General features: G+C 68.6%; 23 protein-coding genes and 1 other RNA gene. 16 read left to right on the top strand and 8 right to left on the bottom strand.

Annotated features, from left to right (window positions below):
* The first annotated feature begins 14 nt into the window (after nucleotides 1-14).
* From BLS40_RS04865 to BLS40_RS04845, 5 genes are all read left to right on the top strand, one after another.
* Complete coding sequence (locus BLS40_RS04865; RefSeq protein ID WP_092149531.1) at nucleotides 15-701, top strand: zinc ribbon domain-containing protein; 687 nt, start codon at nucleotides 15-17, stop codon at nucleotides 699-701.
* 4 nt (nucleotides 702-705) lie between these two features.
* Nucleotides 706-1,797, top strand: a complete 1,092-nt coding sequence (locus BLS40_RS04860) for a bifunctional RNase H/acid phosphatase (protein WP_092149528.1) — start codon at nucleotides 706-708, stop codon at nucleotides 1,795-1,797.
* Between the two features lie 20 nt (nucleotides 1,798-1,817).
* An RNA gene (gene rnpB / locus BLS40_RS04855) (RNase P RNA component class A) lies at nucleotides 1,818-2,219 on the top strand.
* Between the two features lie 169 nt (nucleotides 2,220-2,388).
* Nucleotides 2,389-3,327, top strand: coding sequence for an endonuclease domain-containing protein (locus BLS40_RS04850; RefSeq protein WP_092149525.1), 939 nt, complete (start codon nucleotides 2,389-2,391; stop codon nucleotides 3,325-3,327).
* A 127-nt stretch (nucleotides 3,328-3,454) separates the two neighbouring features.
* Complete coding sequence (locus BLS40_RS04845) at nucleotides 3,455-4,852, top strand: RNB domain-containing ribonuclease (protein WP_092149523.1); 1,398 nt, start codon at nucleotides 3,455-3,457, stop codon at nucleotides 4,850-4,852.
* Here BLS40_RS04845 and BLS40_RS04840 read toward each other — a convergent pair.
* On the bottom strand, nucleotides 4,849-6,081 hold the full coding sequence (locus BLS40_RS04840) for a galactokinase family protein (protein WP_092149520.1): 1,233 nt from the start codon (nucleotides 6,079-6,081) through the stop codon (nucleotides 4,849-4,851). The two genes, BLS40_RS04845 and BLS40_RS04840, sit on opposite strands and share 4 nt — an antisense overlap.
* Before the next feature lie 111 nt (nucleotides 6,082-6,192).
* Between BLS40_RS04840 and BLS40_RS04835 the strand changes: the two genes are divergently transcribed.
* Nucleotides 6,193-6,399 (top strand): hypothetical protein, encoded by a 207-nt coding sequence (locus tag BLS40_RS04835; RefSeq protein WP_092149517.1) that lies wholly within the window; start codon nucleotides 6,193-6,195, stop codon nucleotides 6,397-6,399.
* Here the strand turns inward: BLS40_RS04835 and BLS40_RS04830 are convergent, their stop codons facing one another.
* Complete coding sequence (locus BLS40_RS04830; RefSeq protein WP_092149514.1) at nucleotides 6,400-8,016, bottom strand: CYTH and CHAD domain-containing protein; 1,617 nt, start codon at nucleotides 8,014-8,016, stop codon at nucleotides 6,400-6,402.
* A gap of 97 nt (nucleotides 8,017-8,113) precedes the next feature.
* On the opposite strand from BLS40_RS04830, the gene BLS40_RS04825 reads away from it, so the two are divergent.
* Both BLS40_RS04825 and BLS40_RS04820 read left to right on the top strand, forming a co-directional pair.
* Nucleotides 8,114-9,448 (top strand): glutamine synthetase family protein, encoded by a 1,335-nt coding sequence (locus BLS40_RS04825; RefSeq protein ID WP_092149510.1) that lies wholly within the window; start codon nucleotides 8,114-8,116, stop codon nucleotides 9,446-9,448.
* A 15-nt stretch (nucleotides 9,449-9,463) separates the two neighbouring features.
* Complete coding sequence (locus BLS40_RS04820) at nucleotides 9,464-12,493, top strand: bifunctional [glutamine synthetase] adenylyltransferase/[glutamine synthetase]-adenylyl-L-tyrosine phosphorylase (protein ID WP_092149507.1); 3,030 nt, start codon at nucleotides 9,464-9,466, stop codon at nucleotides 12,491-12,493.
* A gap of 10 nt (nucleotides 12,494-12,503) precedes the next feature.
* Here BLS40_RS04820 and BLS40_RS04815 read toward each other — a convergent pair whose 3' ends face one another.
* On the bottom strand, nucleotides 12,504-13,799 hold the full coding sequence (locus BLS40_RS04815) for an MFS transporter (protein ID WP_092149505.1): 1,296 nt from the start codon (nucleotides 13,797-13,799) through the stop codon (nucleotides 12,504-12,506).
* A gap of 45 nt (nucleotides 13,800-13,844) precedes the next feature.
* Here BLS40_RS04815 and thrC point away from each other — a divergent pair, with 45 nt between their 5' ends.
* Genes thrC through BLS40_RS11195 form a run of 3 tightly spaced genes read left to right on the top strand, consistent with a single transcriptional unit; the run spans nucleotide 13,845 to nucleotide 16,332 of the window.
* Nucleotides 13,845-15,296 carry a threonine synthase gene (gene thrC / locus BLS40_RS04810; protein WP_092149502.1) on the top strand — a complete coding sequence of 484 codons (1,452 nt, stop codon included), beginning with the start codon at nucleotides 13,845-13,847 and terminating at the stop codon, nucleotides 15,294-15,296.
* A 12-nt stretch (nucleotides 15,297-15,308) separates the two neighbouring features.
* Nucleotides 15,309-15,869, top strand: coding sequence for a S1 family peptidase (locus BLS40_RS11200; protein ID WP_231908522.1), 561 nt, complete (start codon nucleotides 15,309-15,311; stop codon nucleotides 15,867-15,869).
* 1 nt (nucleotide 15,870) lies between these two features.
* A complete protein-coding gene (locus BLS40_RS11195; RefSeq protein WP_331710858.1) occupies nucleotides 15,871-16,332 on the top strand; it encodes a trypsin-like serine protease in 462 nt (153 codons plus the stop codon).
* Here the strand turns inward: BLS40_RS11195 and BLS40_RS04800 are convergent, their stop codons facing one another.
* On the bottom strand, nucleotides 16,333-17,058 hold the full coding sequence (locus BLS40_RS04800) for a hypothetical protein (RefSeq protein ID WP_092149499.1): 726 nt from the start codon (nucleotides 17,056-17,058) through the stop codon (nucleotides 16,333-16,335).
* Between the two features lie 47 nt (nucleotides 17,059-17,105).
* On the opposite strand from BLS40_RS04800, the gene BLS40_RS04795 reads away from it, so the two are divergent.
* Genes BLS40_RS04795 through BLS40_RS04785 form a run of 3 tightly spaced genes read left to right on the top strand, consistent with a single transcriptional unit; the run spans nucleotide 17,106 to nucleotide 19,131 of the window.
* Nucleotides 17,106-17,630: an NUDIX hydrolase gene (locus BLS40_RS04795; protein WP_092149496.1), complete on the top strand. Its 525-nt coding sequence runs from the start codon at nucleotides 17,106-17,108 to the stop codon at nucleotides 17,628-17,630.
* Complete coding sequence (locus tag BLS40_RS04790; RefSeq protein ID WP_092149493.1) at nucleotides 17,630-18,205, top strand: glycoside hydrolase family 25 protein; 576 nt, start codon at nucleotides 17,630-17,632, stop codon at nucleotides 18,203-18,205. The genes BLS40_RS04795 and BLS40_RS04790 overlap by 1 nt, the downstream gene beginning before the upstream one ends.
* A gap of 5 nt (nucleotides 18,206-18,210) precedes the next feature.
* Nucleotides 18,211-19,131, top strand: a complete 921-nt coding sequence (locus tag BLS40_RS04785; protein ID WP_092149490.1) for a 2-dehydropantoate 2-reductase — start codon at nucleotides 18,211-18,213, stop codon at nucleotides 19,129-19,131.
* On the opposite strand, the gene glnA is transcribed toward BLS40_RS04785, so the two are convergent.
* Nucleotides 19,128-20,564, bottom strand: coding sequence for a type I glutamate--ammonia ligase (glnA, locus tag BLS40_RS04780; RefSeq protein WP_092149487.1), 1,437 nt, complete (start codon nucleotides 20,562-20,564; stop codon nucleotides 19,128-19,130). The genes BLS40_RS04785 and glnA overlap by 4 nt on opposite strands.
* A gap of 131 nt (nucleotides 20,565-20,695) precedes the next feature.
* On the opposite strand from glnA, the gene BLS40_RS04775 reads away from it, so the two are divergent.
* The gene (locus tag BLS40_RS04775; RefSeq protein WP_092149484.1) at nucleotides 20,696-21,112 is read left to right on the top strand and encodes an RDD family protein; all 417 of its coding nucleotides are present in this window, start codon (nucleotides 20,696-20,698) and stop codon (nucleotides 21,110-21,112) included.
* Here BLS40_RS04775 and BLS40_RS04770 read toward each other — a convergent pair whose 3' ends face one another.
* The 3 genes from BLS40_RS04770 to BLS40_RS04760 all read right to left on the bottom strand — a co-directional run bounded on the left by BLS40_RS04770 (nucleotide 21,113) and on the right by BLS40_RS04760 (nucleotide 24,252).
* A complete protein-coding gene (locus tag BLS40_RS04770; protein ID WP_092149481.1) occupies nucleotides 21,113-21,901 on the bottom strand; it encodes a DUF4191 domain-containing protein in 789 nt (262 codons plus the stop codon).
* An 89-nt stretch (nucleotides 21,902-21,990) separates the two neighbouring features.
* Nucleotides 21,991-22,914 carry a MaoC family dehydratase gene (locus tag BLS40_RS04765; RefSeq protein ID WP_092149478.1) on the bottom strand — a complete coding sequence of 308 codons (924 nt, stop codon included), beginning with the start codon at nucleotides 22,912-22,914 and terminating at the stop codon, nucleotides 21,991-21,993.
* Nucleotides 22,915-22,917: 3 nt separating this feature from the next.
* Nucleotides 22,918-24,252: a 3-oxoacyl-ACP reductase gene (locus tag BLS40_RS04760; RefSeq protein ID WP_092149475.1), complete on the bottom strand. Its 1,335-nt coding sequence runs from the start codon at nucleotides 24,250-24,252 to the stop codon at nucleotides 22,918-22,920.
* A gap of 128 nt (nucleotides 24,253-24,380) precedes the next feature.
* On the opposite strand from BLS40_RS04760, the gene BLS40_RS04755 reads away from it, so the two are divergent.
* Nucleotides 24,381-25,676 (top strand): acetyl-CoA C-acetyltransferase, encoded by a 1,296-nt coding sequence (locus BLS40_RS04755; RefSeq protein WP_407922417.1) that lies wholly within the window; start codon nucleotides 24,381-24,383, stop codon nucleotides 25,674-25,676.
* Nucleotides 25,677-25,688 lie beyond the last annotated feature (12 nt).

Genomic DNA, 25,688 nt, shown 5'->3' with positions numbered 1-25,688 from the left:
TAAGGAGCACCGTCGTGAACCTCTCGCCCGACAAGCAGCAGGTCCTGCTCGAGCTTGCCCGCGCCGACCGCGCGCAGCGCCACCCCCAGCGCCAGAGCCCCGAGGAAGCCGAGCTCGCCAACCTGGTGGCGCAGCGCGAGCGCCTGGCGTCGGCCGCCGCAGCCGCGCAAATGGCCGTGGACGACCTCGAGCTGGACATCCTGCGCATCCAGGAGGACGAACGCAAGCTGAAAAAGCGTGACCTGGACAACAAGCACCAGCTCACCGCGGAGACGGACCCGGAGCGCCGCAAGGACTTGGAGCACGACCGCTACGCCGCGAAGTCGCGCCTGGCCGACCTCTACTACGAGCTCAAGGAGGCGCACGGCGAGGTCAAGGCGCTGCGCAACAACCGTGACATCCACGGCGCGCGCCTGGACGAGATGGACCGGAAGATCGAGGTCGCCCGCCGCGCCGCCGAGGCCTCGCCCGCGCCGGAGCTCGCCGACCCGGCCACGTTCCGCGCGCAGCTGCCCGCCGACGTGCTCGCGCTGTACGACGATATCGGGGCGGCGCCCTTCAACGGCCGCACCTGCGGATCCTGCTTCATCACCCTGCCACAGGCGGAGCGCGCCGAGGTGCTCGCCGCGGACCCGGATGAGCTGCCGACGTGCCCGAACTGCGGCGCGCTGCTCGTGCGCGTGGCGCCGGCGGGGGAGTAGGACCATGCTGGTCAAGGTCTTTACTGACGGTGGTTCACGCGGCAACCCCGGCGTCGCAGGCTCCGGTTCCGTGGTCTACGGCGAGTCCGGCGAGACGCTGGCCGAGATCGCCTACGTGGTGGGCCGCAAGTCCTCCAACAACGTCGCCGAGTACCACGGCCTGCTGCGCGGGCTCGAGGCGGCGCGCGACCTCGGCGCCACCCGCGTGGAGGTGTACATGGACTCCAAGCTCGTGGTGGAGCAAATGTCCGGGCGCTGGAAGATCAAGCACCCCGACATGCAGGAGCTCGCGCTCGCCGCCCGCGCCCTCGCCGCCGGCTTCGAGTCGGTGAGCTACACCTGGGTGCCGCGCGCGCACAACAAGAAGGCCGACGAGCTGTCCAACGTGGCCATGGACGCCGCCGCGAAAGGCGCCGCACCCGGCATCGTCGGGGCGGGCCAGCACGAGGTGGCCAGCCCCGCGCACTGGCACGGTGCCGACGCCCCGCGCACCCGGTTCGTGCTGCTGCGCCACGGCCAGACCGAGCACTCCGCCGCCAAGCTCTACTCGGGCTCCTCCGACCCCTCGCTTACCGACGTCGGCGTGGAGCAGGCCCAGCGCGCCGCCCACGCCGTCGCGGCCATGGAGCCCATCGACGTCATCGTCACCTCACCGCAGACACGCGCCCGCCAAACCGCCAAGGCCTGCGCCGACGCCCTCGGCATCGCCGACATCGACGTCGACGAGGGCCTGCGCGAGATGGACTACGGCGCGTTCGAGGGGCTGTCCCGCGCCGAGTGTGTGGAGCGCTATGCGGAGGAGTTTGACGCGTGGCAGGCGTCGACAAGCGTGGCCCCGCCGGACGGGGAGTCCCTCGCCGCGCTGCACCGCCGCGTCACGCGCGCGCGGCTGGCGCTGCAGGACAAGCACGAGGGAAAGACCATCCTCGTGGTCACCCACATGACGCCGATCAAGTCCATCATCCGCCAGGGGCTCGGGGTGGGCGACGAGGCGTTCCGGCACATCTTCCTTGACCTGGCGAGCGTGTCCGTCGTCGAGTTCTACGGCGATTTTGGCGTTGTACGCTGCGTAAACGACGTCGCGCACCACAGGTAGAGTATAGTCATTCGGGCGAATGAGTCGGCCGGGCAATCGCGGCTCCCCGAACCGCCGCGCATGCGGACAGGCGGGGGTCGAGGAAAGTCCGGACTCCACAGGGCACGGTGGTTGCCAACAGCAACCCGGAGCGATCCGCGGGAAAGTGCAACAGAGAGTAGACCGCCCGCGCCATGCGGGTAAGGGTGAAAGGGTGCGGTAAGAGCGCACCGGCATGCGTGGCGACACGTGTGGCCAGGTAAACCCCACCGGGAGCAAGGCAAGAGCCCCCGCTTTCGAGCGGAGGTCGTCGGACGCGATGGAGGCTGCCCGCCCAGTCCGAAGGTAGCTGCTCGAGGCCCCCAGCAATGGGAGGTCCAGATGGATGATTGCCACCTGGCGCGTGCCGGGGACAGAATCCGGCTTACAGGCCGGCTCATTCGCCCACGCGTGGGGTGTGGGCGCTCGCCCTAAACTCGCAACGTGCAACTTGGGGGTATTCCGCCTCAACTTGGACCATGTTCGGGGTGTCCGGGTTTAGGCGGAGTGAGTTATCCACAGGTTTGCGGGGAGGGGGTGACAATGCGCCGCGGCTCGTGACATGGTTGTCCCATGGGGGGAAACACATTAAACGAGCTGGTAGAACTACTCATCGACACACGACGACTGACGAAGCGCGACGGCGCCATCCGCGCCGCGATCGCCGACGGGCACTACGTGTACCTGGCGCACACGCAGGTGATCGCGAGGACGGACCATGCGGAGATCCCGCCGTGGCGCCTCTTCGGGCTGCGCTCCGTAGCGGCCGGGCGCAGCATGCGCTCTGGGTACGTCATCTCCCGGGCGGCCGGGTCGCTGCGGGGGATGTGGACTGTGAACCTGCGCGGCGCCGTGGTGGAGGTGGCGCTGCCCAGTGGGGGCACGCCGTCGTCACGGCGGCGCATGCTCCACGTGTGCTACCGGCAGGCGGCCTATCGCCCCGACGAGCTCGTGGAGATGTTCGGGGTGCGCACCACCAGCGACATCAGGACCTTTATCGACATCGCCCGCTACCACGGGTTCACCGAGGGACTCATGGCAGCGGACTGGCTGCTCTCCGTACGCGGGTGCTCCGCGGGGCAGCTGCGCCAGGAGATCTACCGGATGGGCCGGTTCGTGGGGAAGAAAACCGCGCTGGCCTGCGTGGACCACGCAACCGGGGCGTCGGAGTCCGCCTACGAGAGCCTGTTCCGCGCCGGGCTCATCCAGCGCAAGGTCACGGGGTGGAGGTTCCAGGTGACCCTGGGCAGGTACCGGCCGGACTTCTTGTTCGACGACTTCCTCATCGTGGAGATCGACGGTCGCTCCAAGTACGCGGACAACACCCGCGAGGTGCTCATGCGAGAGCGCGACCGGGAGAGGGCGCTGACGAACATGGGGTACGTCGTTCTGCGCCTCTACCCGGAGGATCTGCACGACATGGACCGGGTTGTCGCGGAGATCGCGCGCGCCAGGAAGGCCAGGAAGGCGCCGCCGAAGGGGCGCCCGGAGGGGCCTTCCGGTTCCGCCTAAACTCGGACGCTACAACTTGGTCCAGGTTTAGGCGGAACAGGGGGATGTTGCACGTTCCGGGTTTAGGCGGAGCGGGGGAGCAGGCAGCGGGTGCGCCCGCGCCCGGACTTTGCAACAATGGCGGGCTATGAAACTCTATGCGGCGCCCCTGGACTTCCGAGACATTGCGCGAGAGTTCGACGTGCCCACAGATTTCGCCCCTGAGCTGCACGAGGAGGCGGCGCGGCTGACGGACGCGCACGCCGCGCAGCGTCGCGACGCCCGCGACATCGAGTTCGTCACCATCGACCCACCCGGCTCCATGGACTTGGATCAGGCGGTGTGCATCGAGAAGACTGCGACGGGTTACACGGTGTACTACGCCATCGCGGACGTCGCCGCGTTTGTGGAGACGGGCGACAATCTGGTCCGGGCGGAGTCTCTCACGCGCGGGCAGACAATCTACCTGCCCGACGAGCCGGCGCGGCTGCACCCGCCGGAGCTGAGCGAGGGCTCAGCGTCCCTGCTCCCGGACGTCGATAGGTCGGCCGTGCTCTGGACCTTCCACCTGGACGAGAAGGGGGAGGTCGCCGGCTACCACGTGGAGCGCGCGCTGGTGCGCAGCCGCGCCCGCTTGAACTACGACGAGGTGCAGGAGGCGGTTGACAGGGGTGAGGTGCATGCGTCGATACGCGAGCTCGAGGCGGTGGGGAAGCTGCGGCAGGCGAGCTCACAGCGGCGGGAGGCGATCAACCTGCGGCTGCCGAGCGTGCGCGTGGTGGACACCGATGGCGGGCGCTTCGAGCTGGTCATCGAGCCGCGGCACCCCGTGATGGACTACAACTCCGAGATCTCCCTGCTCACCGGCATGGTGGCGGGGACGATGATGGTGGAGGCGGGCATGGGCTTTCTGCGCGTGCTCGGCCCGGCGAACGACGGCGCCGAGGCAGAGTTCCGCGCGGAGGTGCGCAACCTGGGCTTCCACATCGGCGACGAGCCGATCGGGGAGTTTCTGGCCAGGGTGGACGCCGACACGCCGCGCGGCATGGCGGTGATGCGCGAGGCGCAGAAACTCCTGCGCGGCTCCGGCTACATCAACCTCGCGGAGAAGAGCGCCGAGGTGCACGCGGGCATCGGCGGGTACTATTCGCACGTCACGGCGCCGCTGCGCCGGCTGATCGACCGCTACGCCACCGAGGTCTGCCTCGCCATCTGCGCCGGCACAGTCGTGCCCGAGTGGGTGGAGCAGGGGGCGAACCAGGTGGTCAAGACGATGGGGCGCACCTCTCAGCTGTCCAACACGGTCGACCGCGCGTGCCTCAACCTCACCGAGGCCACCGTGCTCACCCCGTGGATGGGCCACAACTTCGAGGCGGTGGTGCTCAAGACGGAGGAGGAGCGCGACCAGTCCCGCATCTTCGTGGTCGACCCGCCCGTGCTCGCGCCGTGCCTGGGCCGGCCGCAGGAGGGCAAGGAGACGTCCGTCAGCCTCATCCGCGCGAGCGTCGTCGAGCGGGAGGTCGCGTTCGCCTGGCCGGCGGATTAAAGCTTTTCGACGCCCGCGGCAACGCCCGGGAGCACCTCAACAACCTCGTGGTCCGCGCTGACCGCGGAGACGAAGCGCTCCACGTCGCGCAGCGGCACGAACGCGATGACGGCCTGCGACATCCCGGCCGCCGCCGGGCGCGCGGAGACAGCGCCGCGCGCGAGCGCGAAGGCGACGAGGTCGTCGGGGGTCTCGATGTCGTGGGCCTCAGATGGCGAGTTGAGCAGGGTGAACAGCTCCTCGCTGCGGCGCGAGCGCAAGGCTCGGGCGACCGCCAGCGAACGCAGCGTCTCCGTCTCGCAGTAGCGCACCCACTCCTGGGCGGTGTCGGGGTCGGGTGCAGAGTCGTCGCCGGTGACCTCGCGGCGCGCCTCGACCCACTGCACCACGCGCTCGGCCGCGCCGGGCAGCTGGCGCAGGGAGGTCACGCCGAAGTTGGAGCAGGCCTCATCGATGAAGGCGCGGCGTGCCGTGATGCGCTCCGCCTGTCCGCCGTGCGGCTCTCCCAGGCTGCGGGCAATGGAGAAGATCCGCACGCCCAGCTTGCCCGGGTGCGGTGCCTGGGTGACGGAGCCGTCGGAGTAGTCGATGACGCTCACGCTCTCACCCGCTCCGCGCAGGGCGGCGGTGTGGCGGGCCCGGAGGATGGACAGGGTGGAGTGCGCGGCGGCGGCGGACGAGCAGATTTCCGCGAGGCGGGCGCGGGTGGGGGCCTCGTCGAGGTCCTCCGCGCCGGCGAGGCTCGCCAGGGCGACTGCCACCGCGGCGTCCGTGGCGTAGAGGGCGCCCAAGCCCGCCCCGGCGGTGATGTCGGAGGCGATGGTGATGGTCAGCCCGGCGGTGTCGCGGGAGAGCACCTGGCGGGAGATGAGCGCGTGCACGAGCCCCGCGATGCGCCGCAGGCCGCGGACGTCGAGGGGGGCGGACGGCGCGGGCAAGGGGGCGTCGACAAGCTCGTGCAGCGGCGAGTCCGCAGACGCGGTGAAGCCGCCGGGGGCGCGCACCTCGACGCGCAGTTTGCCGTCGGTGCGAGGGGAGACCGCGACCGCGACCCGCTGGTGCGACAGGCCGACGATGGTCACGCCGCCGAAATGGTCGACGTTCTCGCCGATGAGCACCCACGTCGCGGGGGCGGAGGCCACTGCCTGCGGCGCGCGGCCCGCGACCTTCTCGTGCACCTGCGCGGCGCGCACGGCGCTGGAGGGCGATTCCGGGGACCACACGGCCATGTATGCCACACCCTTTCTACGTCTCTCGCTCACTCGCCCCAGACTACCAACGCCACCTGACAGGTACTCTGGGCCGCACCAGCCAAACATCGAAACAGTAAAGGAGTCGAGATGGCCGACGAGCAGTTCTACTACAACCCCACCACCGGCGAGGTCACCCAGGGCAAGGAGGACGCCTGGGACGAGCGCATGGGCCCGTACGCCACCCGCGAGGAGGCGGAGGCCGCCATCCAGAACGCCGAGCTGCGCAACAAGGCCGCCGACGCGGCCGAGGAAGCCGACGAGAAGTGGGGCAAGCCGGCCTCCTGGGAGAAGTAGTTACTTCTTGATCTTGGAGAACGCCTTCTTCACGTCCCGGATAGCGGACTCGTATCCCTCGAGCGCCTGCTCGCCCCTGGCGAGTTCGCGCTGGTAGAGCATGCCGTACGCAAAGGTGTCCTCACCGCGCTCGCGGGCCTCATCCGCGAGGCGCTGAATCCGGTCGCGTGAGGTCACGGCGTCCTGGAAATCGCCCAGGATCGACTGCAGCGACTTGCACGCCTTGGCCAGGCGCCCCGATTTCACGCCCGCGCCCTCGGCGGCCACCGCCGCGTAGCGCAGCTTCTTGGCGGCCTTGCGCACGTCGTGCACGTACTCCTCGCGGTCGTGCAGGGGCAGCTCGGTGTCGTGGTAGTGCTCCTGCACCTTGGCGTGGCGCTTGGCCAGCTTCTTGTATCCCTTCTCGAGGTGCTCGTACAGGATCTCTTTCGACGCGCCCTGCGCCCGCGGCCTCTCAGAGGTATCCGCGCCGCCGGCGAGCTCCGGGTTCACCGGCGGCTCGGCGAGGAGGTTGTCGATGTCGTCGAGGAGCGAGAGGAAGCGCTCCGAATTGAGCATCTCCACAATCTCGGCGTGGGCTGCCTCGTAGTCGGAGCGCATGTCGCCGCGGATGTGCTCGGCAGCGGCGGTGTCGACAAGCCCGGACTCGTCGGAGTCGAGCAGCTCGATGAAGCGCTCCTCCACCACCTCCGCGTCGCGGGCCACGCCCAAGGTGGCGGCGATGTCTTTGAGCTCGGATTCGAGGCGGCCAAGCTGGTCGCCCTCGAGGATGCCCTCGAACGTCTCCAGCAGCGAGCGCATCTCGCGGGTGGACACGCGCATCTGGTGCACCGAGTCGAACTCGTCTGCGCGCACGCGCGGGTCCCAGCTCACGATGGAGTCGCGGTGGCCGCGCAGGGCCTCGACGACCGCGCCCTCCGGCGAGGCGGGGTCTAGGCCGCTGTCGCGCAGGTGGGGCGGCAGCGGGGCGGATTGGATCGACTCGCCCAGGGCGGTGAACAGCTTCGAGGGGGAGGAGGACTTGCGCGCCCCGGAGGAGATGAGGAAGCTCGTGGCCTGCCGGATCAGCTCGCCGCCCTCCTCCGTGCCGGCGGTGAATTCGCTGAGTTCCACCTCCCACTCGCGCCAGCCGGCGCGCTCGCCGCCGGGCAGCAGGGACCAGGCGGTGACGTGGTCGTCGCAAAACTCGGCGATCTTCTCGCCGGTGGCGGACCCCAGCGCGCTGACAACCCGGCGGTTGTCCACCTGTGCGATCGGGGAGAGTTCGGCGGTGCGGATGATGGAGCGCACGGCGTCGAGAAGCGAGGCGGGGATCTCGGACGGATCGCCCAACTCCGCGCGCAGCTCGGTGCGGCCGGAGGTAGTGCCGGCGGGCAGCTTGAGGTGCCACCCGTCGTCGTCGCCGCCCGTGCGGCGCCGTAGCGTGATCTTCGCGTGGGTCAGGCGCAGATCCTCGGTGTCGTAGTAGATGGCGGTGAGGTTGTGCTCCTCGGTGGACAAGATCTCCTCCACACCGGGCAGCTGTGTCAAGTCGGGGATTCCGGTGGAGTCATCCACCGCCAGCTTGACCTCCACCTCGAGGAAAGTGTCAAGGTCGTTCTTCGGGTTATCGGACATGGAAACCGGCCTTTCTCTGAACACTATGAGCACACTATAAGCACAAGTGCTCCTGAGTTTACCTGGAATTAATCCCGCGGGGCTAGAGTGGGAGGGCATGAACAGCCAACAGGAGAACGTGCTGCAAAAGGTCGATGAACAGGACATTTCCTTTATTCGCCTGTGGTTTACCGACATCTCCGGGTCGCTGAAGACGGTGATGATGTCGCCGGGCGAGCTCGAGGCGGCGTTCGACGAGGGCGTCGGCTTCGACGGATCCTCCATCGAGGGCTTCTCGCGCATCTCCGAATCCGACACTCTGCTGCGCCCCGACCCCTCCACCTACCAGGCGCTGCCCTTCGACGAGGAGGAGGGCCTGCAGACCGCCCGCATGTTCTGCGACATCACCATGCCCGACGGCGACCCGCTGTTCGCCGACCCGCGCCATGTGCTGCGCCGCCAAATCCAGGTCGCCCGCGACGCCGGCTTCGAGTTCATGGCCAGCCCGGAGATCGAGTTCTACGTGCTCGCATCCAACGAGCCGGGCGAGCGCCCGCGGCCGGCGGACCACGGCGGCTACTTCGACCAGGCGAAGCGCAACGAGGCGCCGAAGTTCCGCCGCCAGTCCATCTCCGCGCTGGAATACATGGGCATTGTGACGGAGTTCTCCCACCACGAGGCCTCGCCGGGTCAGCAGGAGATCGACCTGCGGCACACCAGCGCGCTGACGATGGCGGACAACATTGTCACCTTCCGCTACATCGTGAAAACCATCGCGGAGGGCAACGGGGTGCACGCCACGTTCATGCCCAAGCCGTTCGCGGACATGGACGGCTCCGCCATGCACACGCATTTCTCCCTATTCGAGGGCGAGTCCAACGCCTTCCACGACCCGGACGACGAGATCTCTTTGTCCAAGACGGGCCGGCAGTTCATCGCCGGCATCCTCGAGCACGCAAACGAGATCTCCGCGGTGACCAACCAGTGGGTCAACTCGTACAAGCGCCTCCAGTTCGGCTCCGAGGCGCCAACGGCGGCCACCTGGGGCGTGTCCAACCGCTCGGCGATGGTGCGCGTGCCCACCTACCGCCTGCACAAGGCGGACTCGCGGCGCATCGAGGTCCGCTCGCTCGACTCCGCGTGCAACCCCTACCTGGCGTTCGCGGCCGTGCTCGCCGCCGGGCTGCGCGGGATCACCGAGGGCTACGAGCTCGAGGAGCCCGCGCGTGACGACGTCTTCTCGCTCACGCGCCGGGAGCGCCGCGCGATGGGGTACCGGGACCTGCCGAACTCCCTGGACCAGGCACTGCGCCACCTGGAAAAGTCCGAGTTCATGGCCGAGGTGCTCGGCGAGCAGGTCTTCGAGTTCTTCCTGCGCTCGAAATGGGAGGAGTGGCACAACTACACCTCCCAGATCACCCAGTGGGAGATCGACCACCACCTGGATCTCTAAGAGGAGGCACGGACAATGAGCGACGTTGAACGCCTCGGTTTCGCCGGCGAAGACTCCCGCGACGTCCGCGCGGCGCTGGCGGGCGCGGCGGACCCGGAGCTCGCCGTGAACACCCTGGTGCGGCTGGCGGACGCGCTGGGGCCGGGCTGGGACGAGCTGGCCGCGGCGATCCGCGCGTACTCCACCCTACGCGTCCGGCTGTTCGCCCTGCTCGGCGGCTCAACGGCGCTGGGCGACCACCTCGTGGCGAACCCGCAGCAGTGGGAGCTTGTGCGGCGCCCCCTGCCGGAGCCGGAGGAGGTGCTGCGCACCATGCTCGATGCGGTGGACGCTACACCGGACGCCGACACGTGTGGCACCTACCGCGCGGGCGAACTCTACGCAGACGGGGCCACCGCGCGGACCGCGTTGCGCCTGGCGTACCGCAGCCTGATCATGCGCGTCGCCGCCGCCGACCTGGCGGGCACCTTCGCCGTGCCCAAGAGCGCCGCCGGAGAAGATGACGCGCAGCCGATGCTGGGCTACCCGGCCACCACGCACATCCTCACCGCGTGCGCGGACGCCGCGCTGACTGCGGCGCTGGCGGTGGCCGCGCGGGTGGTCTACGGGGACGAGCCCGCGGACGCGCGCCTGGCCGTCATCGCGATGGGTAAATGCGGCGCCGGCGAGCTGAACTACATTTCGGATGTGGACGTCGTCTTCGTCGCCGAGCCCGCCAGCGCCCACGCCACGCGCCTGGCCAGCGAGTTCATGAAACTCGGATCGGCCTGCTTCTTCGAGGTCGACGCCAACCTGCGCCCCGAGGGCAAGTCCGGCGCGTTGGTGCGCACGCTGGATTCCCACCTGGCGTACTACAAGCGGTGGGCGCAGACGTGGGAGTTCCAGGCGCTGCTCAAGGCGCGCCCGATGGCGGGGGATATGGAGCTGGGCCAGCGCTACGTCGATACGCTCGCCCCGCTGGTGTGGGAGGCGAGCCAGCGCGACTCCTTCGTGGATGATGTCCAGGCGATGCGCCGTCGGGTGCTGGAAAACGTGCCCAAGGACATGCGCAACCGCGAGCTCAAACTCGGCCACGGCGGGTTGCGCGACGTGGAGTTCGCGGTGCAGCTGCTCCAGCTCGTCCACGGCCGCTACGACGAATCGCTGCGCAGCCGCAACACGGTCGTCGCCCTCGAGGCGCTGATGGACGGCGGCTACGTGGGCCGCGAGGATGCCCGCCAGCTTATCGACGCCTACGGGTTCCTGCGCCTCCTCGAGCACCGGCTGCAGCTGCAGCGCTTCAGGCGCACCCACTCCTTGCCCGCGGACGACGACGAAGCCGGCCGCCGCTGGCTCGCCCGCGCCGCCGGGTTTGTGCCGGGCAAGCGCAAAAGCGCGGTGGACCGGCTCGACGAGACGCTGCGCAGGTACCGCAAGTCCGTCTCCCAGCTGCACGAGCGGCTCTTCTACCGCCCGCTCCTCTCCGCGGTGGTGGACCTGTCCGTGGGCGAGGCAACCCTGTCCGCCGACACCGTCAAAGCACAGCTCAGCGCACTGGGCTACCGCCACCCGGCGCGCGCCTACGAGCACCTGAACTTCCTGGTCAAGGGCAGCTCGCGCAAGGCGAAGCTGCAGGCCATACTCCTGCCGACCCTGATGAATTGGCTCGGCGACACGGCCGACCCGGGTGCGGGGCTGCTCAACTACCGCAAGCTCTCGGAGGCGGCGGAGGACAAGTCCTGGTTCCTGCGCATGCTGCGCGACGAGGGCGTGGTGGGCCAGCGCCTCATGCACATCCTGGGCACCTCGCCCTACACCGCGGACCTCATCATCTCCGCGCCGGATGTCGTGCAGCTGCTTGGCGACGGCTCCGACGGCCCGAAACTCCTCGGCACCGCCCCCGATCAGGTGTACAAGGCGATCCTGGCCGCGACGAAGCGTTACGACGACCCGGACAAGGCCGTCTCGGTCGCCCGCGCCCTGCGCCGGGCCGACCTGGCGCGCATCGCCTCGGCGGACCTTTTGGGCATGATGGACGTGCGCCAGGTGTGCATCGAGCTGACGTGGGTGTGGGAGGCCGTGCTGGAGGCGGCGCTGCGCGCCGAGATCCGCGCGGACCTGATCGCCTCCGGCCGCGACGAGCCGCCCGCGCGCATCGCCGTGATCGGCATGGGCCGCCTCGGCGGCGCCGAGCTGGGCTACGGGTCGGACGCGGACGTGATCGTCGTCGCTGAACCTGCCACCGAACCCGCCACCGACTCCGCCGCCGAGCCCGCCACCGAGCCTGAGGCCCTGGCGTGGGCCGCGAAGATCATCGACAACATGCGCACCCGCCTGGCCACGCCCTCGGGGGACCCTCCGCTGGAGGTGGACCTGGGCCTGCGCCCCGAAGGGCGCTCGGGTCCGGTGGTGCGCACGGTTGCCTCCTACGAGCGCTACTACCGCGAATGGGGAGAGGTGTGGGAGAAACAGGCCCTGCTGCGCGCCACGAACATCGCCGGGGACAAGGAGGTGGGCTTGGCGCTGCTGCGCGCCATCGACCCGTTCCGCTACCCCGACAACGGGGCGACCAAGGCCGACATCCGCGAGATCCGCCGCATCAAGGCCCGGGTAGACGACGAGCGCCTGCCCCACGGCGCGGACCGCGCCACCCACACCAAGCTGGGCCGCGGCGCGCTGTCCGACGTCGAATGGACCGTGCAGCTTTTGACCATGATGCACGCCCACAAACACCCGCAGATGCACAACACGTCCACCCTCGCCGTGCTGGACTACCTCGACGAGCTGGATGACCCGGAGGTGATCCGGGGCTCGCAGGCCCGCACGCTGCGCGCCGCGTGGCTGGTGGCCACGAACGCCCGCAACGCACTCGTGTTGGTCTCCGGCAAGCGCACCGACCAGCTGCCCGCCCCAGGCCCCCAGCTTGCGCAGGTCGCGGGCTCGGCGGGATACGACCCGGACAACCAGCAGGAGTTCTTGGAGGACTACCTGCGCACCACGCGCCGGGCGCACCAGGTGGTCGAGGAAGTGTTCTGGGGAGAGGTGCCCTCCCTCGAGTTCGACTAAGGGCGGCGCGCTAGCCGGCGTCGACGATGCGCACGCCGCCCGCGCCCCCGCGCCGCACGCGGGAACGCGCGGCGAACATGCCGGCGAGCAGCAGGAACCAGATCGCGAAGACGGAGGTCCACGCGAAGCGGAAGTCGCCCCAGGTGTAGGCGGCGCTGCCGGAGGAGGCGTCGAGAAGCACGCCCACGAGCTGCGCCGAGACCATGCCGGTGGTAAAGCCGCCCATGTTGCCCAGGCCCGTGCCCGTGGCGACGATGTCGCGCGGCAGGCGCTCGCGGACGCTGTCGAACCCGAAGTTAGACACGGGCGTGGCCACGCCCATGATCACGGCGATGGCCAGCATCGCGCCGAGACCGCGCGGGGAAACAGAGGCGAAAAACACGACCCAGGCGGCGAAGTGGACGGAGGCGATGGCGGCGGCGACGAGGTCGCGGTCGGCGCCGGCGCGGGCGGAGAGCGGGGCGAGGAACGGCCCGCCCACCACGGTGGACACGGTGAATACGGTGAGCACCGTGCTCGCCTGCGCGGGCGTGAGCCCCATCCCCTGGATCATCAGCGGCATGCCCCACAGCAGCGTGAAGTTGACCACGAAGAACATGCCCAGGCCGTGGATGGCGAACGCCTCCCAGCACAGCGGGGAGCGCAGCACGGTGGACAGGATCGTTCTCACGGGCATGCGGGTGGTCTCGGATGCACGCTGGGCAGGCTGCGCGGATTGCTCGGGCGTGTCGGCCACGGCCACGAACGCCGCCAGCGCCACGAGCACGCCCACCGCGCCGAGCGAGACGAACGCGGTGGTCCAGCCCTTCGCGTGGAGCAGCGCGAGGAACGGTAGCGCCGAAACGAACTGGCCCAGCTGGCCGAGCGCGGCCGTGAGCTGGGTAAACAGGGGCGTGCGGCGCAGCGGGAACCAGAACGGCAGAAGGCGCAGGGCCGAGAGGAACGCCGTGGCGTCACCCGCCCCGATGAGCACCCGGGCGACGATAGCCACGGCGTAGGACTGCGTGACACCCAGCAGCACCTGGCCGGCGGCCATGACGAGGGCGCCGGCGACGAGCATGAACCGCGGCCCGCGGCGGTCAATGAGCATCCCCACGGGGATCTGTGCGAGCGCGTAGACGCCCACCTGCACGGAGGTGAAGACGGCGATGCGTGAGGCGTCGACGTCGAAACGCTCCATGGCATCTAACCCCGCGACGCCGAACGACGTCCGGCCCGTGATCGCCACCACGTAGACGGCCACCGCCGCGAGCCAGACGGTCAGTGCTTTGGCGGTTACTCGTTCGTGGGGGTGATCAGAGCTCATGGATGTGAACGTACTCCACGCCCCACCCTTGTACAGTGGTTGCTCGTGGATTACATTTCGACGCGCGACGCAAAGGCGGCCCCCGCCAAATTCACCGACATCCTGCTTTCGGGCCTCGCGCCCGACGGGGGTCTGTACCTGCCCGCCGTCTATCCGCGGATTACGCCCGAGCTTCTCGACGCCTGGCGCACGCTCCTGGGCGAGCGCGGCTACGCCGCCCTCGCCGCGGACGTGATCGCACTCTTCGTCGATGACATCCCGCCCGCCCAGATCGAGGAGATCACGGCGCGCGCCTACCGCACCCCGGTGTTTTCCACCGAGGAGATCGTGCCGGTGACCAAGCTGGATGACTCGCTCTACATCGCCCACCTCTCCGAGGGGCCGACCGCGGCGTTCAAGGACATCGCGATGCAGCTGCTCGGCGAGCTCTTCGAGTTCGAGCTGGGCCGGCGCGGCGAGGAGATCAACATCCTCGGCGCCACCTCGGGCGACACCGGGTCCTCGGCCGAGTACGCGATGCGCGGCCGCGACAACATCCGCGTGTTCATGCTCACCCCGGCGGGCCGGATGACCGCCTTCCAGCAGGCCCAGATGTTCGGCCTCGACGACCCGAACATCTTCAACATTGCCCTCGACGGCGTCTTCGACGACTGCCAGGACGTGGTCAAGGAGGTCTCGGCGGACACCGCGTTTAAGACGAAATACCGCATCGGCGCCGTCAACTCCATCAACTGGGCGCGCCTGCTGGCGCAGACGGTGTACTACATCTCCACCTACCTGCGCGTGACCTCCTCCAACGACGAGAAGATCTCGTTTTCCGTGCCCACGGGCAACTTCGGCGACGTCTGCGCAGGGCACGTCGTCAAGCAAATGGGCCTGCCGGTGGACAAGCTCATCGTGGCCACCAACGAGAACGACGTGCTCCACGAGTTCTTCACCGGCGGCGACTACCGCCCGCGCTCCGCGGCGCAGACCCACGCCACGTCGAGCCCGTCCATGGACATCTCCCGCGCCTCCAACTTCGAGCGCTTCATTTTCGACGCCACCGGGCGCGACGCGCACCTGACCTCCGAGCTGTTTGCCGTCAAGGCGAAGGAGGGCGGGTTCTCCACCGACGACCTGGGGGACCCGGAGTGCATGGACCGCATCCGGGAGGACTTCGGGTTCCTCTCCGGTAAAAGCACCCACGCCGACCGGCTGGCGACGATTAAAGACACCCACGAGCGCTACGGTTACCTGCTCGACCCGCACACCGCCGACGGCATGTTCGTCGCCCGCGGCGTGGCAGAGCAGGTGGACAGCCCGATCGTGGTGATGGAAACCGCGCTGCCGGTGAAGTTCTCCGAGACGATCACGGAGGCCTTGGGCTCCGCGCCCGAGGTTCCGGAGCGCTTCGCGCACGTAGTGGACGCCGAACGCCACGTGGTGGACCTGCCCAACGACGCGGACGCAGTGAAGGACTTCATCATCCAGTCCATCCAGAGCACCGGTGTGTAGGCAGCGTTAGCGTTGAGCATTCCAGCGAACAAGGGTGCGGGACGCCACCGGGCGCCCGCCCGCCCCACCCGAAGCACCGACAGCGCACACACCGCTGGGGTGGGGCTGGGCGCGTGGACCGCGGTGCTCGTCGTCGCCGTATTTACCGTGGCCGTCATCGTGTGGGCGGGGCTGGGCGCCTCCAGCGTCCCGACGGCAACCGTGCAGGAGCGCCAGGCGCTCGAGGCGGTCCAGACCCCCGGGCAGGGCGGGGCAGTCCCCCCGCCGGTCGCGGAGGAGGTCGGCGCGGCGAACAACATCGTCAGCGTTCCCAGCTTCGCACTGTGGGCGCCCGGCACCTTGATCCAGTCGACCAACCACTACCCGCGGCCGGGCGAATCCTTTACCGCCCAATCCTGCACCGTCGCGTTTTCCTTCAGCAACGCCGAGGGCCGCAACTTCGCCGTCACCGCGGGGCACTGCGGGCGCGAGGGCGACCTCGTCTGGCCCACCACAGCGGCCACGGCGCAGGACTACTCGCGCGAGGCCGGCCACTTCACTCTACTCAGGCCTCTACAGCCCGGGGGCGCCTGAGATCGACGTCGCCATCATCGAGATCACGGATCCGGACCGCTACATGTCCCTTGTCGGGGCGCCCATTGAGACGGGGATCGCCGAAAGCCTCGCCGACCCCGCCGGCCCGGACGACCGCATCTGCAAAACCGGCGGCACGACCGGCTACACCTGCGGGCAGTTCCGTGAGACGGGGCGCGTGCAGATCATCACCACCGACTCCGATGCGACGCGGGAGACAAAGGGCGATATCGCCGCGGTGTGCGCCGCGAAGGGGGACTCCGGCGGGCCGGTGTTCCAGGACGTCAACGGGCGCGCCACCATTATCGGGGTCGTCTCCGGCACGGAGGCGGGGCGCTCCGCCGAGGAGTGCTACGAGGGCATGGACAACCCGCGGCTGATGTCGTATTCCAACGTCGACCAGACGATGCAGGTAATCAACTCGGTGGTGCCCGACGCGCAGTTCGAGCTGCGCAGCTGGTAGCTACCGGGCCTGTGAAAACTCCAGGTAGTGGTCGTCGACACCCTCGTCGGTGCGGACGTAGCTTTGCAGCCGGATCGTCTGCGGGTCGATCACCCTCCACTCGAGGTGCTGGGTGGCCCCCGCGAGCCCAATGCCGTCCCAGTTTTCCTTCTTGTCCTCGGATTCCGTAGCCGAGTCCGCGAACCACGTCAGCGACGCGTAGCGCTCCACCGGCCTGCCGGGGAAGAAGGAGAACGTGACCTCGTCGGCACCCCTCTCGAGGCCCGCCGTGACGTATGCCTGGATCGCCTCCGGCCCCGGCGAGGTGAAGCAGAAGCCCCACAGGTTGAGCCGCAGGTTGTCCTGGCTGCGCACGGTCATGTTGTCCACGCAATTCTGCTCGAGCAGGCGGGACACGTGCCCGGCGAAATCGGCGACGTTCGCCTCCGCCGTATCCGTCATGGTGCCGGTCAGGGTGACGCCGGTGCTGGTGGGCAGTAACGCCGCGTCGGCGATGAGGTACGGCCGGACGGAGGCCTCCACGTTCGCGGCGTCGACACGCGGCGGGAAGAACGGCCGCACAGGCTTGCCGACGTCCGCGGGAGCGGCCTGGTCTGTCTCCGCCGCGTCCGCCAGAACGACCCCGCCGGCGATGAGCCCGATGACGACCGCGCCGTAGACGAGGGTGAATACCGGCGCGGGCAGCGCGCGCACAAGCCGTGTGTTGGCGTCGGTCGTGGAGCTCATGATGCTTCGAGATTTTAGTGCACCGGGGGCGCGTTAGACTTGGAGCCATGCCGATTCCCGATTTCATCGTCCGCACCCGCGCCAAAATTGGCACCGACCTCATGTGGCTGCCGTCCGTCACGGCGATTGTGCTGCGTGATTCCGCGACCGATTCGGCGTGGGCGGTGCCCGACGTGCTGCTGGTCAAGCGGGCGGACAACGGGCAGTGGACGCCGGTGACCGGGATCTGCGACCCCGGCGAGGAGCCGCACCACGCCGCCGAGCGTGAAGTGCTGGAGGAGACCGGTGTGGCGGCGACGACCGCGGCGCTGCTCGGCGTCGGCGCGGTGGGCCCGATCACGCACGCCAACGGAGACGAGGCGTCCTACATGTCGGTGCAGCTGCGCCTCGAGGCGGCCGAACCTGCGAGCGTGCCTGTGGTGGGCGACGACGAATCGGTCGACGTGGGCTGGTTCCCGATCTCCACCATGCCCGTCACGGACCCGAAGTGGCGCCTGGCGATCGCGGACGCCGCCTCCCAGCGCCGCCACCCGTCGAAGTTCGTCCCGCGCCTCGGGCTGGCCAAGCGCTGATGCGCTTCGGCGTCGACGTCTCCGAGCACCAGGACGGGCTCTCGCTCGCCGCCGCCGGCGTCTCCTTCGCCGTGCTGCGCACCACCGACGGGACCTACCGCGACAAGGTGTTCGCCTCGCACCTGGACGGCGCGCGCGCTGCCGGCATCGCCGTGGAAACCTACCACTTACTGCGCAACCCCTCGGAGGGCACGACTGTGGCCGAGCAGGTCGACGCCGCCCTCGCGGTGCTCGGCGACTTCCGCGCGCCCATGTGGCTCGACTGTGAGACACCCGCGGGCCTGTCGCTTGACGACGTCTGGCTGGCGCACTCCCTGTTCACGTCAGCAGGAGTGCCGGTGGCGGGGGTGTACACGTCCCGGCGCTGGTGGCGGCGGCGCATGTGCGGGGCGGACACCAGCCCCTTCGGCGCGCTGTGGATCGCCGAGTACGGCGCGGACACGGGGGAGTTCCCGGGCGAGGACTCCTGGCCCGCCGCCGTGGGCCGCCAGAGGCCCGTGATGTGGCAGTACACATCCCGCGGGCGCGTCGCCAACTACCCGTCCGATGTCGATCTGAATGCGCGCCTAGAGTAAATCGCATGAACATTCTTTTTGTCGGCGCCGGTGGCGTGGGTGGATACTTCGGCGGTTTGCTGGCCGCCGCGGGTGAGAACGTCGGGTTTATCGCGCGCGGGGAGACTCTCGCCGCGCTGCGCGAGCGCGGGCTGCGGCTGACAAGCCCGGAGGGCGAGCGCACGGTGACGAACTTTCATGCGGGGGAGACCGCAGCGGAGGTCGCGGACCTCATGGGCGGGGTCGACGTGGTGATCGTGGCCACGAAGGCGCTGCCGGGCAACGAGACGTTCGCGGACATCCAGACGCTGCGCGACGTGCCCATCGTGACCACGCACAATTCGGTGGAGGTGCACTTCGACGCCGCGGACCTCTTCGGCGCCGAGCGCGTGCTGGCCGGCGTGGTGCGCGGGTACATGACGCGCACCGGCCCGGCCGAGATCACACTGAACCCAGGGCCGCTGTCGCTGAGATTCGGGCTGCTGCCCGGGGTCGTCGATACGCCGGCTGCCGCGCCGCAGCTTGTCGGCGCCCTCAAGAACGCCGGGATCGGGTCGCGATACTACGGCGAGGACGGCGCCGTTCTAACCGACGTGTGGATGAAGGCGATGTTCGTGGCCACCACCGGCGTTCTCGGCGCGGTGGCGGGAAAGCCGATGGGCTACCTGCGCACCGAGCTGCGCCCGCAGCTGCGCGGACTGATGGAGGAAGTCGCCGCCGCCGGCCGCGCGCTCGGAGTGGACCTGAAGGACGACGCCGTGGAGATCAATTTGGCGTTCTGCGACTCGCAGTACCCGGAGGCGACGAGCTCCATGCACCGCGACATCGCCGCCGGCCTGCCCAATGAGCTGGACGCGCAGGTCGGCGCGCTGCGGCGCATGGCCCAGCGCGGCGGGGTGGAAACGCCTTTGCTGGACATGGTCCACGCGCTGGCGCTGACGCGCTAGCAGTCGAAGTACATCTCGAACTCGAGCGGCGTCGGGCGCAGGCGAGCCGGGGTGATCTCCCGGTCGTACTTGAGCTTGATGTAGGTCTCGATCAGGTCCTCGGTGAACACGTCGCCTTCGGTGAGGAAGTCGTGGTCGTGCTCCAGCGCCACCAGAGCGGCCTCCAGCGAGGTCGGGGCCTGCGGAATTTCCTTGGCCTCCTCCGGCGGGAGCTCGTAGAGGTCCTTGTCCACCGGGGCGTGCGGCTCGATGCGGTTCTTGATGCCGTCGAGCCCCGCCATCATCATCGCGGCGAAGCCGAGATACGGGTTGCCCGAGGGGTCCGGGGCGCGGAACTCGATGCGCTTGGCCTTCGGGTTGGTGCCGGTAATCGGGATGCGGATGGCGGCGGAGCGGTTGCGCTGGGAGTACACCAGGTTGATCGGAGCTTCGAAGCCCGGTACGAGGCGGTGGTAGGAGTTCAGCGTCGGGTTGGTAAACGCCAGGACGGCACCTGCGTGCTCGAGGATGCCGCCGATGTAGTAGCGGGCGATGTCGGATAGGCCGCCGTAGCCGGACTCGTCGTAGAACAGCGGCTCGCCGTCCTTCCACAGGGACTGGTGGGCGTGCATGCCCGAACCGTTGTCACCCGCCAGCGGCTTCGGCATGAAGGTCGCGGTCTTGCCGAACTGCACGGCGGTGTTCTTCACAATGTATTTGAAGTCCTGCAGGTCGTCGGCGGCGTGCAGCATGGTGTTGAACTTGTAGTTGATCTCCTGCTGGCCGCCGTTGCCCACCTCGCGGTGGAAGCGCTCGATCTTGAACCCGGCGTTGGCCAGGTTCTGGGTCATGGCGTCGCGGACGTCGACAGTCTTGTCGTACGGCGGGACGGGGAAGTAGCCGCCCTTGACGCGGTTCTTGTAGCCCAGGTTCGGGGAGCCGTCGAGCTCCGTTTCGGCGCCGCGGTTCCACCAGCCCTCCTCGGAGTCGATCTCGAAGAACTGGGTGTGGCCCTCGACTTCGTAGCGGATGGAGTCGAAGAGGTAGAACTCGGCCTCGGCGCCGAAGAAGCAGGTGTCGGCGATGCCGGTGGAGTTCAAGTACTCCTCCGCCTTGCGGGCGACGTTGCGCGGGTCGCGGGAGAACGCCTCGTGGGTGAACGGGTCGTTGACGAAGAACTTCACGTTCAGCGTCTTCGCCGCGCGGAAGGGGTCGAGCTTCGCGGTGGCCAGGTCCGGCATGAGCACCATGTCTGACTCCTCGATGGTGGTAAAACCCCGGATGGAGGAGCCGTCGAAAGCCAAGCCTTCCGCAACCACATCCTCGTCGAACATGGACGCCGGGATGGAGAAATGGTGCTCGGTCCCGGGGACGTCGGTAAAGCGGACGTCGACGAATTCGACGTCTTCATCGGCGATGAATTTTGTGACGTCCTCGATGTTGTCGAAGGCCATGAAGTGAACTCCTTAGTGGGTCGGCTGCTATCACAACCATCCTACAGATTCGCCGCAGGCCGACGGCGCGTAAGAGCCGCGATGGAACGCGCCGGAAGCGGCCCAGGTGCCCTCAAGTACTCTAAGGTGCCATGGCAGATTCTCCAGGTTTCCCGGGACAGTCCCTCGGCCTACCCAGCTCAGGCGCGGGGGCGCAGGCTTCGGTCGCGCGCCGCGCTGGGGCCGTGACCATCGATTGGTTCCTGTGCTGGGCGTTAGCGGCGTTTATCCGCTTCAACACCGACGCGCTGGGCGACACCGCCACGCTCACCTACCTCCTCTGGCTGATCCTCGGCATCGTCTGCGGCTGGCTGTTCGCGCGCACCCCGGGCATGATGGCGCTGGGCATGGGGGTCGCGCGTGTCGACCTCCCGGGGCAGCGCGTCGGCTTCTGGCGCGCCGCCGTGCGCACGATCCTCACGGGATTCATCCTCCCGGCGGCGATGGTGGATGCCGACGGGCGGGGGCTGCACGACCGCGCCACCGGCACGACCGTGATCCTCAGCTAGTTACTTGCCCTTGCGCTCCTGCATGCGCCGCATCCGCCGGTTCATGCCGGACATGGACTGGGCGCCGCGGGGTAGCGGGCCGCCCGGCAGGCCGGCGGGCTGGCCGGGGCGTGTGCGCGCATCCATCGCGTCGAGCTTGGCCGAGATGGAGTACACCTCGTCCTTCTTGTAGTTCTTCGGCAGCTTGAGCAGGGTCTTTTGCAGGTCGCGCACGGCGGTCTGGCCCTCGCCGTCGCCGACGTAGACCTCGTGGATGGGCACGCCGGCCAAAAGCTTGTCCACCCGCTTGTGCTCCCTGGACATGAGCGGCTTGAGCCTGTTGGCGTTGCCCTCGCCGACGAGCACCACGCCGGGGTTGCCCACGACGCGGTGGACGGTGTCCATCTGCGTGTTGGCGGCCACGGCGGTCTTGGTAAGCCAGACGATGCCCATCGTATTGCGCATGTTTTCCAGCGTCCACGCTGCCGCGCCCGGGGTGTCACCCACCTCGTCGTACATCGAGGCCTCCAGGCGGCGGGAGAACACGAACATTGCCAGCACCGCGCCGAGGAGGAGGCCGGTGACCAGCATGAACCACTCGGCGTTGAACAGCAGGCCGATGAGGAAGAACAGCAGCCCCATGCCGAGCACGCACAGAATCATCAGCGGGATCAGCTTTTTGTCGCGCTTGCGCTGCATGGTAAACGCCTGCGCGATCTGGCTGCGGGTGTTCTTGCGCTTGGCGCGCTTCGCGGCGCGCTCCTGTTGCTTCGCCGCCTTCGCGGCTGCCTTGTCCTTCGGGTCTGCCATGCCTCACACTCTATTGCACGTTGTCAAAATGGGGAAAGCGCCCAACCCGTGGTCAACGAGCCGGGCGCCGTGACGCGTGTGCGCGAGCGCTACAGGTACTCGACGCGCGCGTTGAGGTGCACCTTGTCCGGTTTGGAGGTGCTGCGCAGCTGGAGGTTGACGGCGTTATCGCCCTCCGGCACGACCCATTCCGCCACGCGGGTGGGAACGACCACGGGCTTGTAGAACTCCACGCGGTATGTCAGCGCCCCGCCGAGCTTGCCCTCTAGGAATCGCAGGGCCGCGGCTGCGGAGTACATACCGTGGGCGATGATGCCCGGGAAGCCGAACACCTTCGCCCCGAGGGTGGAGGTGTGGATCGGGTTCTTGTCGCCTGAGGCGTCCACGTAGTTGCTCACCGTCTCGCCCGTGACCTTGAAATGGCCGTTGGCGGCGACGTCCGGCAGCTCGGGGGTGCCGAGGCGCCGACCGTCGTCAACGCCGCGGGTGGTCAGGGCCACCGGCGCGCTTTTCGCGAACTTCTGGCCCTGGCCGAGGAAGGTGGACACCTGCGTCCACACCGGCTCGCCGGACTCGTCCCCTTCCGCGAAGACCTCGGTGACCATGTCAATGAGCAGGCCCTTGCGGTGCGGGCGCAGGCGCTCGCCGCGGGCGCGCACGGTGTAGGTCTCGTCCACGCGCAGCGGGCGCTTCTGGGAAATCTCGTTGGCGATGTGCACCGCGCCGGTGGGGGCGAAAGGGAAGTCCTTGCGCGCCATGAGATCCATGACGATGGGGAAGGCCACCACGAAGAAGTACGTCGGCGGGAGCTCGTTGCCCAGGCGCAGGCCGGTCGCGCTGGTGTACGCGGCAAGCTTGTCGACGTCCACCGTCACGCCCCGGACCTCCGTCCGCGACGTCGGGTCGGCGTCGGCGACGTGCGTGGTGCCCACGACGGGCAGCATGCCGACCTTGATCTGGTTCATCACCTTATCCAGATCGGGCACCTTATTAAGGACTGTGTACTCGCTCATGGGTTAGGCCCCCAGCATGCTCTGGCCGCACACGCGCAGCGTGTTGCCGTTGACGGAGGTCGACGAGGTGGCGGCGAAGAACGCCACGGCCTCGGCGACGTCGCGGGGCTGGCCGCCCTGCTGCAGGGAGTTGAGGCGACGGCCGATCTCGCGCGGGCCGGTGGGCATCGCGGCGGTCATGTCGGTCTCGATGAAGCCCGGGGCCACAGCGTTGACGTTGCCGCCGAGCTCGGCCAGGCGGTCCTTCAGCGAGTCGACGAAGCCGATGACGCCGGCCTTGGTGGTGCCGTAGTTGGTCTGGCCGCGGTTGCCCGCGATGCCGGAGGTCGAAGACACGCCGATGACGGCCGGGTTCGCGCCGAGCGCGTCGGCCTCGAGCAGCTTCTCGGTGATGCGCACCGGGGCCACGAGGTTAATGTTTTGCACCATGTTCCAGCGGTTCTCGTCCATGTTGACCAGCAGCTTGTCGCGGGTCACGCCGGCGTTGTGCACGAGCACGTCGATCTTTGTGCCGTAGCGCTCTTGGGCGTGCTGCGCCAGCTTGTCGGCGGCGGCCGGGTCGGTGACGTCGAGGGGGAGTGCGGTGCCCTTGACCTTGTTCGCGGTCTTGGTCAGGCCCTCACCGGCCTGCGGGACGTCCACGCAGATCACGGAGGCGCCATCGCGCGCCAGGGTCTCGGCGATGACGGCGCCGATGCCTCGAGCGGCGCCGGTGACCACGGCGATGCGGCCGGCCAAGGGCTTCTCCCAGTCGGCCGGGGCCTGCACAGGCGCGTCGGTGACGCGCAGCACCTGGCCGTCGACGTAGGCCGACTTGCCGGACAGCAGGAAGCGCAGGGTGGACTCCACGCGATCGAAGTTCTCGGAGGTGATCGCCGGGTCGACGTAGACGAGCTGGACCGTGGCGGCCTTGCGCATCTCCTTGGCTAGCGAGCGGGTGAACCCTTCGAGCGCGCGAGCGGCGATGCGTGCGTCGGTGTCGTCGATAAGCTCGGGCGTGGTGCCGATGACAACCAGGCGGGCGTTGTCGGCGACCTTCTTCAGCTGCGGGTGGAAGAAGCTGTGCAGCTCGTGGAGGTCCTCCGGGCGGGTGAGGCCGGTGGCATCGAAGACGATGCCGGCGCGCGGGGAGTCTGCCTCCATCTTGAGGAGCTTGTAGGGCCCCTCGAGGGTGCGCGTCAGGGCGTCGACAAGGCGCCCGTTGCCGCCCACGACCACGGGCGCGTGCAGCAGCGGCTCGCCCGGCGTGTAGCGGCGCAGCGGGTAGCCCTGGGGTACGCCGGCCTTGGCCGCGAGCGGGGAGTTGATGAGTTTTTCGAGAAAGCCCTTTTTGGCCACAGTGTGCTCCTTGTGAATTCCTTGTTTGTGCCGTGATTTACCTTACAGCACTACGCCTTTGTGTTGTATGGTACAACGAGAATTAACCGCAACGACTTCGTACACCAGTTGAAAGCAGGGAAATAGAAGTGAACCAGCCCCGCAGAGTCGCCATCCTCGGCGGCAACCGCATCCCGTTCGCCCGTTCCAACAAGGAATACGCGAACGCCTCCAACCAGGACATGCTCACCGCCACCCTCGACGGCCTCGTCGCCCGCTACGGCCTGCAGGACGAGCGGCTCGGCCTCGTCGCCGGCGGCGCAGTGATCAAGCACGCCCGCGACTTCAACCTCGTGCGCGAGAGCGTGCTGGGCTCCGCCCTTGCCCCGACAACCCCGGCCCTCGACCTCCAGCACGCGTGCGGTACCTCGCTTACCGCCTCCATCCTGGTCTCGGACGCGATCGCGCTCGGCCGCATCGAGGCCGGCATCGGCTGCGGCACCGACACCACCTCCGACGCGCCGCTAGCCGTCAACGACACCCTGCGCAAGACCCTGATCAAGGCGTCCAACGCGAAGAAGCCGCTGGACCAGGTGAAGCTGTTCGGCTCGATCCGCCCGAACCAGCTCGCGCCCGAGCAGCCGCAGAACGGCGAGCCGCGCACCGGCCTTTCCATGGGTGAGCACGCCGCCATCACCGCCCGCGAGATGGACATCTCCCGCGAGGCGCAGGACGAGCTGGCCGCCGCCTCCCACCAGAACCTGGCCAAGGCCTACAACGAAGGCTTCTTCGAGGACCTGGTCACGCCGTACCTCGGCGTCACCCGCGACACCAACCTGCGCCCGGACTCCACCGTGGAAAAGCTCGCCACCCTCAAGCCGGTCTTCGGCAAGAAGGACGCCATCGAGCACGGCGGAACGGCCACGATGACCGCCGGTAACTCCACCCCGCTTACCGACGGCGCCGCAGCCGTCCTCCTCGGAACCGAGGAGTGGGGCCGCGAGCACGGCCTCGAGGCCCAGGCCTTCATCGTCGACTCCGAGCTCGGCGCCGTGGACTTCGTCAGCGGCAAGGACGGGCTGCTCATGGCCCCCACCTACGCGGTGCCGCGCCTGCTCGCGCGCCAGGGCCTGACCCTGCAGGACTTCGATTTCTACGAAATCCACGAGGCCTTCGCCTCCCAGGTGCTCGCCACCTTGAAGGCGTGGGAGGACGAAACCTACTGCCGCGAGCGCCTCGGGCTCGACGCGCCGCTCGGTTCCATCGACCGCTCCAAGCTCAACGTCAAGGGTTCCTCCCTCGCCGCCGGCCACCCGTTCGCTGCTACTGGCGCCCGCATCCTCGCCTCCGCGGCCAAGACGCTCGTCGAAAACGGCGGCGGACGCACCCTCATCTCCGTCTGCGCTGCCGGTGGCCAGGGCGTCGTCGCCATCATCGAGCGCTAAAACCAGCTTTCA

The sequence above is a fragment of the Corynebacterium mycetoides genome, from assembly GCF_900103625.1.
In the GTDB taxonomy this organism is placed as follows: Bacteria; Actinomycetota; Actinomycetes; order Mycobacteriales; family Mycobacteriaceae; genus Corynebacterium; species Corynebacterium mycetoides.
The sequence above is the reverse complement of the archived record's forward strand: the minus strand, read 5'-3'. Positions and strand labels throughout refer to the sequence as shown.

Excerpts from the sequence above, each read along its gene's own strand:
- BLS40_RS04765 (WP_092149478.1), bottom strand. The coding sequence starts at position 22,914 with ATGAGCGAGTACACAGTCCTTAATAAGGTGCCCGATCTGGATAAGGTG.
- BLS40_RS04840 (WP_092149520.1), bottom strand. The coding sequence starts at position 6,081 with ATGGCCGTGTGGTCCCCGGAATCGCCCTCCAGCGCCGTGCGCGCCGCG.
- BLS40_RS04850 (WP_092149525.1), top strand. The coding sequence starts at position 2,389 with ATGGGGGGAAACACATTAAACGAGCTGGTAGAACTACTCATCGACACA.
- glnA (WP_092149487.1), bottom strand. The coding sequence starts at position 20,564 with ATGGCCTTCGACAACATCGAGGACGTCACAAAATTCATCGCCGATGAA.
- BLS40_RS04845 (WP_092149523.1), top strand. The coding sequence starts at position 3,455 with ATGAAACTCTATGCGGCGCCCCTGGACTTCCGAGACATTGCGCGAGAG.
- BLS40_RS04820 (WP_092149507.1), top strand. The coding sequence starts at position 9,464 with ATGAGCGACGTTGAACGCCTCGGTTTCGCCGGCGAAGACTCCCGCGAC.
- BLS40_RS04835 (WP_092149517.1), top strand. The coding sequence starts at position 6,193 with ATGGCCGACGAGCAGTTCTACTACAACCCCACCACCGGCGAGGTCACC.
- BLS40_RS04770 (WP_092149481.1), bottom strand. The coding sequence starts at position 21,901 with ATGGCAGACCCGAAGGACAAGGCAGCCGCGAAGGCGGCGAAGCAACAG.
- BLS40_RS04860 (WP_092149528.1), top strand. The coding sequence starts at position 706 with ATGCTGGTCAAGGTCTTTACTGACGGTGGTTCACGCGGCAACCCCGGC.
- BLS40_RS04775 (WP_092149484.1), top strand. The coding sequence starts at position 20,696 with ATGGCAGATTCTCCAGGTTTCCCGGGACAGTCCCTCGGCCTACCCAGC.
- BLS40_RS04785 (WP_092149490.1), top strand. The coding sequence starts at position 18,211 with ATGAACATTCTTTTTGTCGGCGCCGGTGGCGTGGGTGGATACTTCGGC.
- BLS40_RS04795 (WP_092149496.1), top strand. The coding sequence starts at position 17,106 with ATGCCGATTCCCGATTTCATCGTCCGCACCCGCGCCAAAATTGGCACC.
- BLS40_RS04790 (WP_092149493.1), top strand. The coding sequence starts at position 17,630 with ATGCGCTTCGGCGTCGACGTCTCCGAGCACCAGGACGGGCTCTCGCTC.
- BLS40_RS04825 (WP_092149510.1), top strand. The coding sequence starts at position 8,114 with ATGAACAGCCAACAGGAGAACGTGCTGCAAAAGGTCGATGAACAGGAC.
- BLS40_RS04815 (WP_092149505.1), bottom strand. The coding sequence starts at position 13,799 with ATGAGCTCTGATCACCCCCACGAACGAGTAACCGCCAAAGCACTGACC.
- BLS40_RS04800 (WP_092149499.1), bottom strand. The coding sequence starts at position 17,058 with ATGAGCTCCACGACCGACGCCAACACACGGCTTGTGCGCGCGCTGCCC.
- BLS40_RS04830 (WP_092149514.1), bottom strand. The coding sequence starts at position 8,016 with ATGTCCGATAACCCGAAGAACGACCTTGACACTTTCCTCGAGGTGGAG.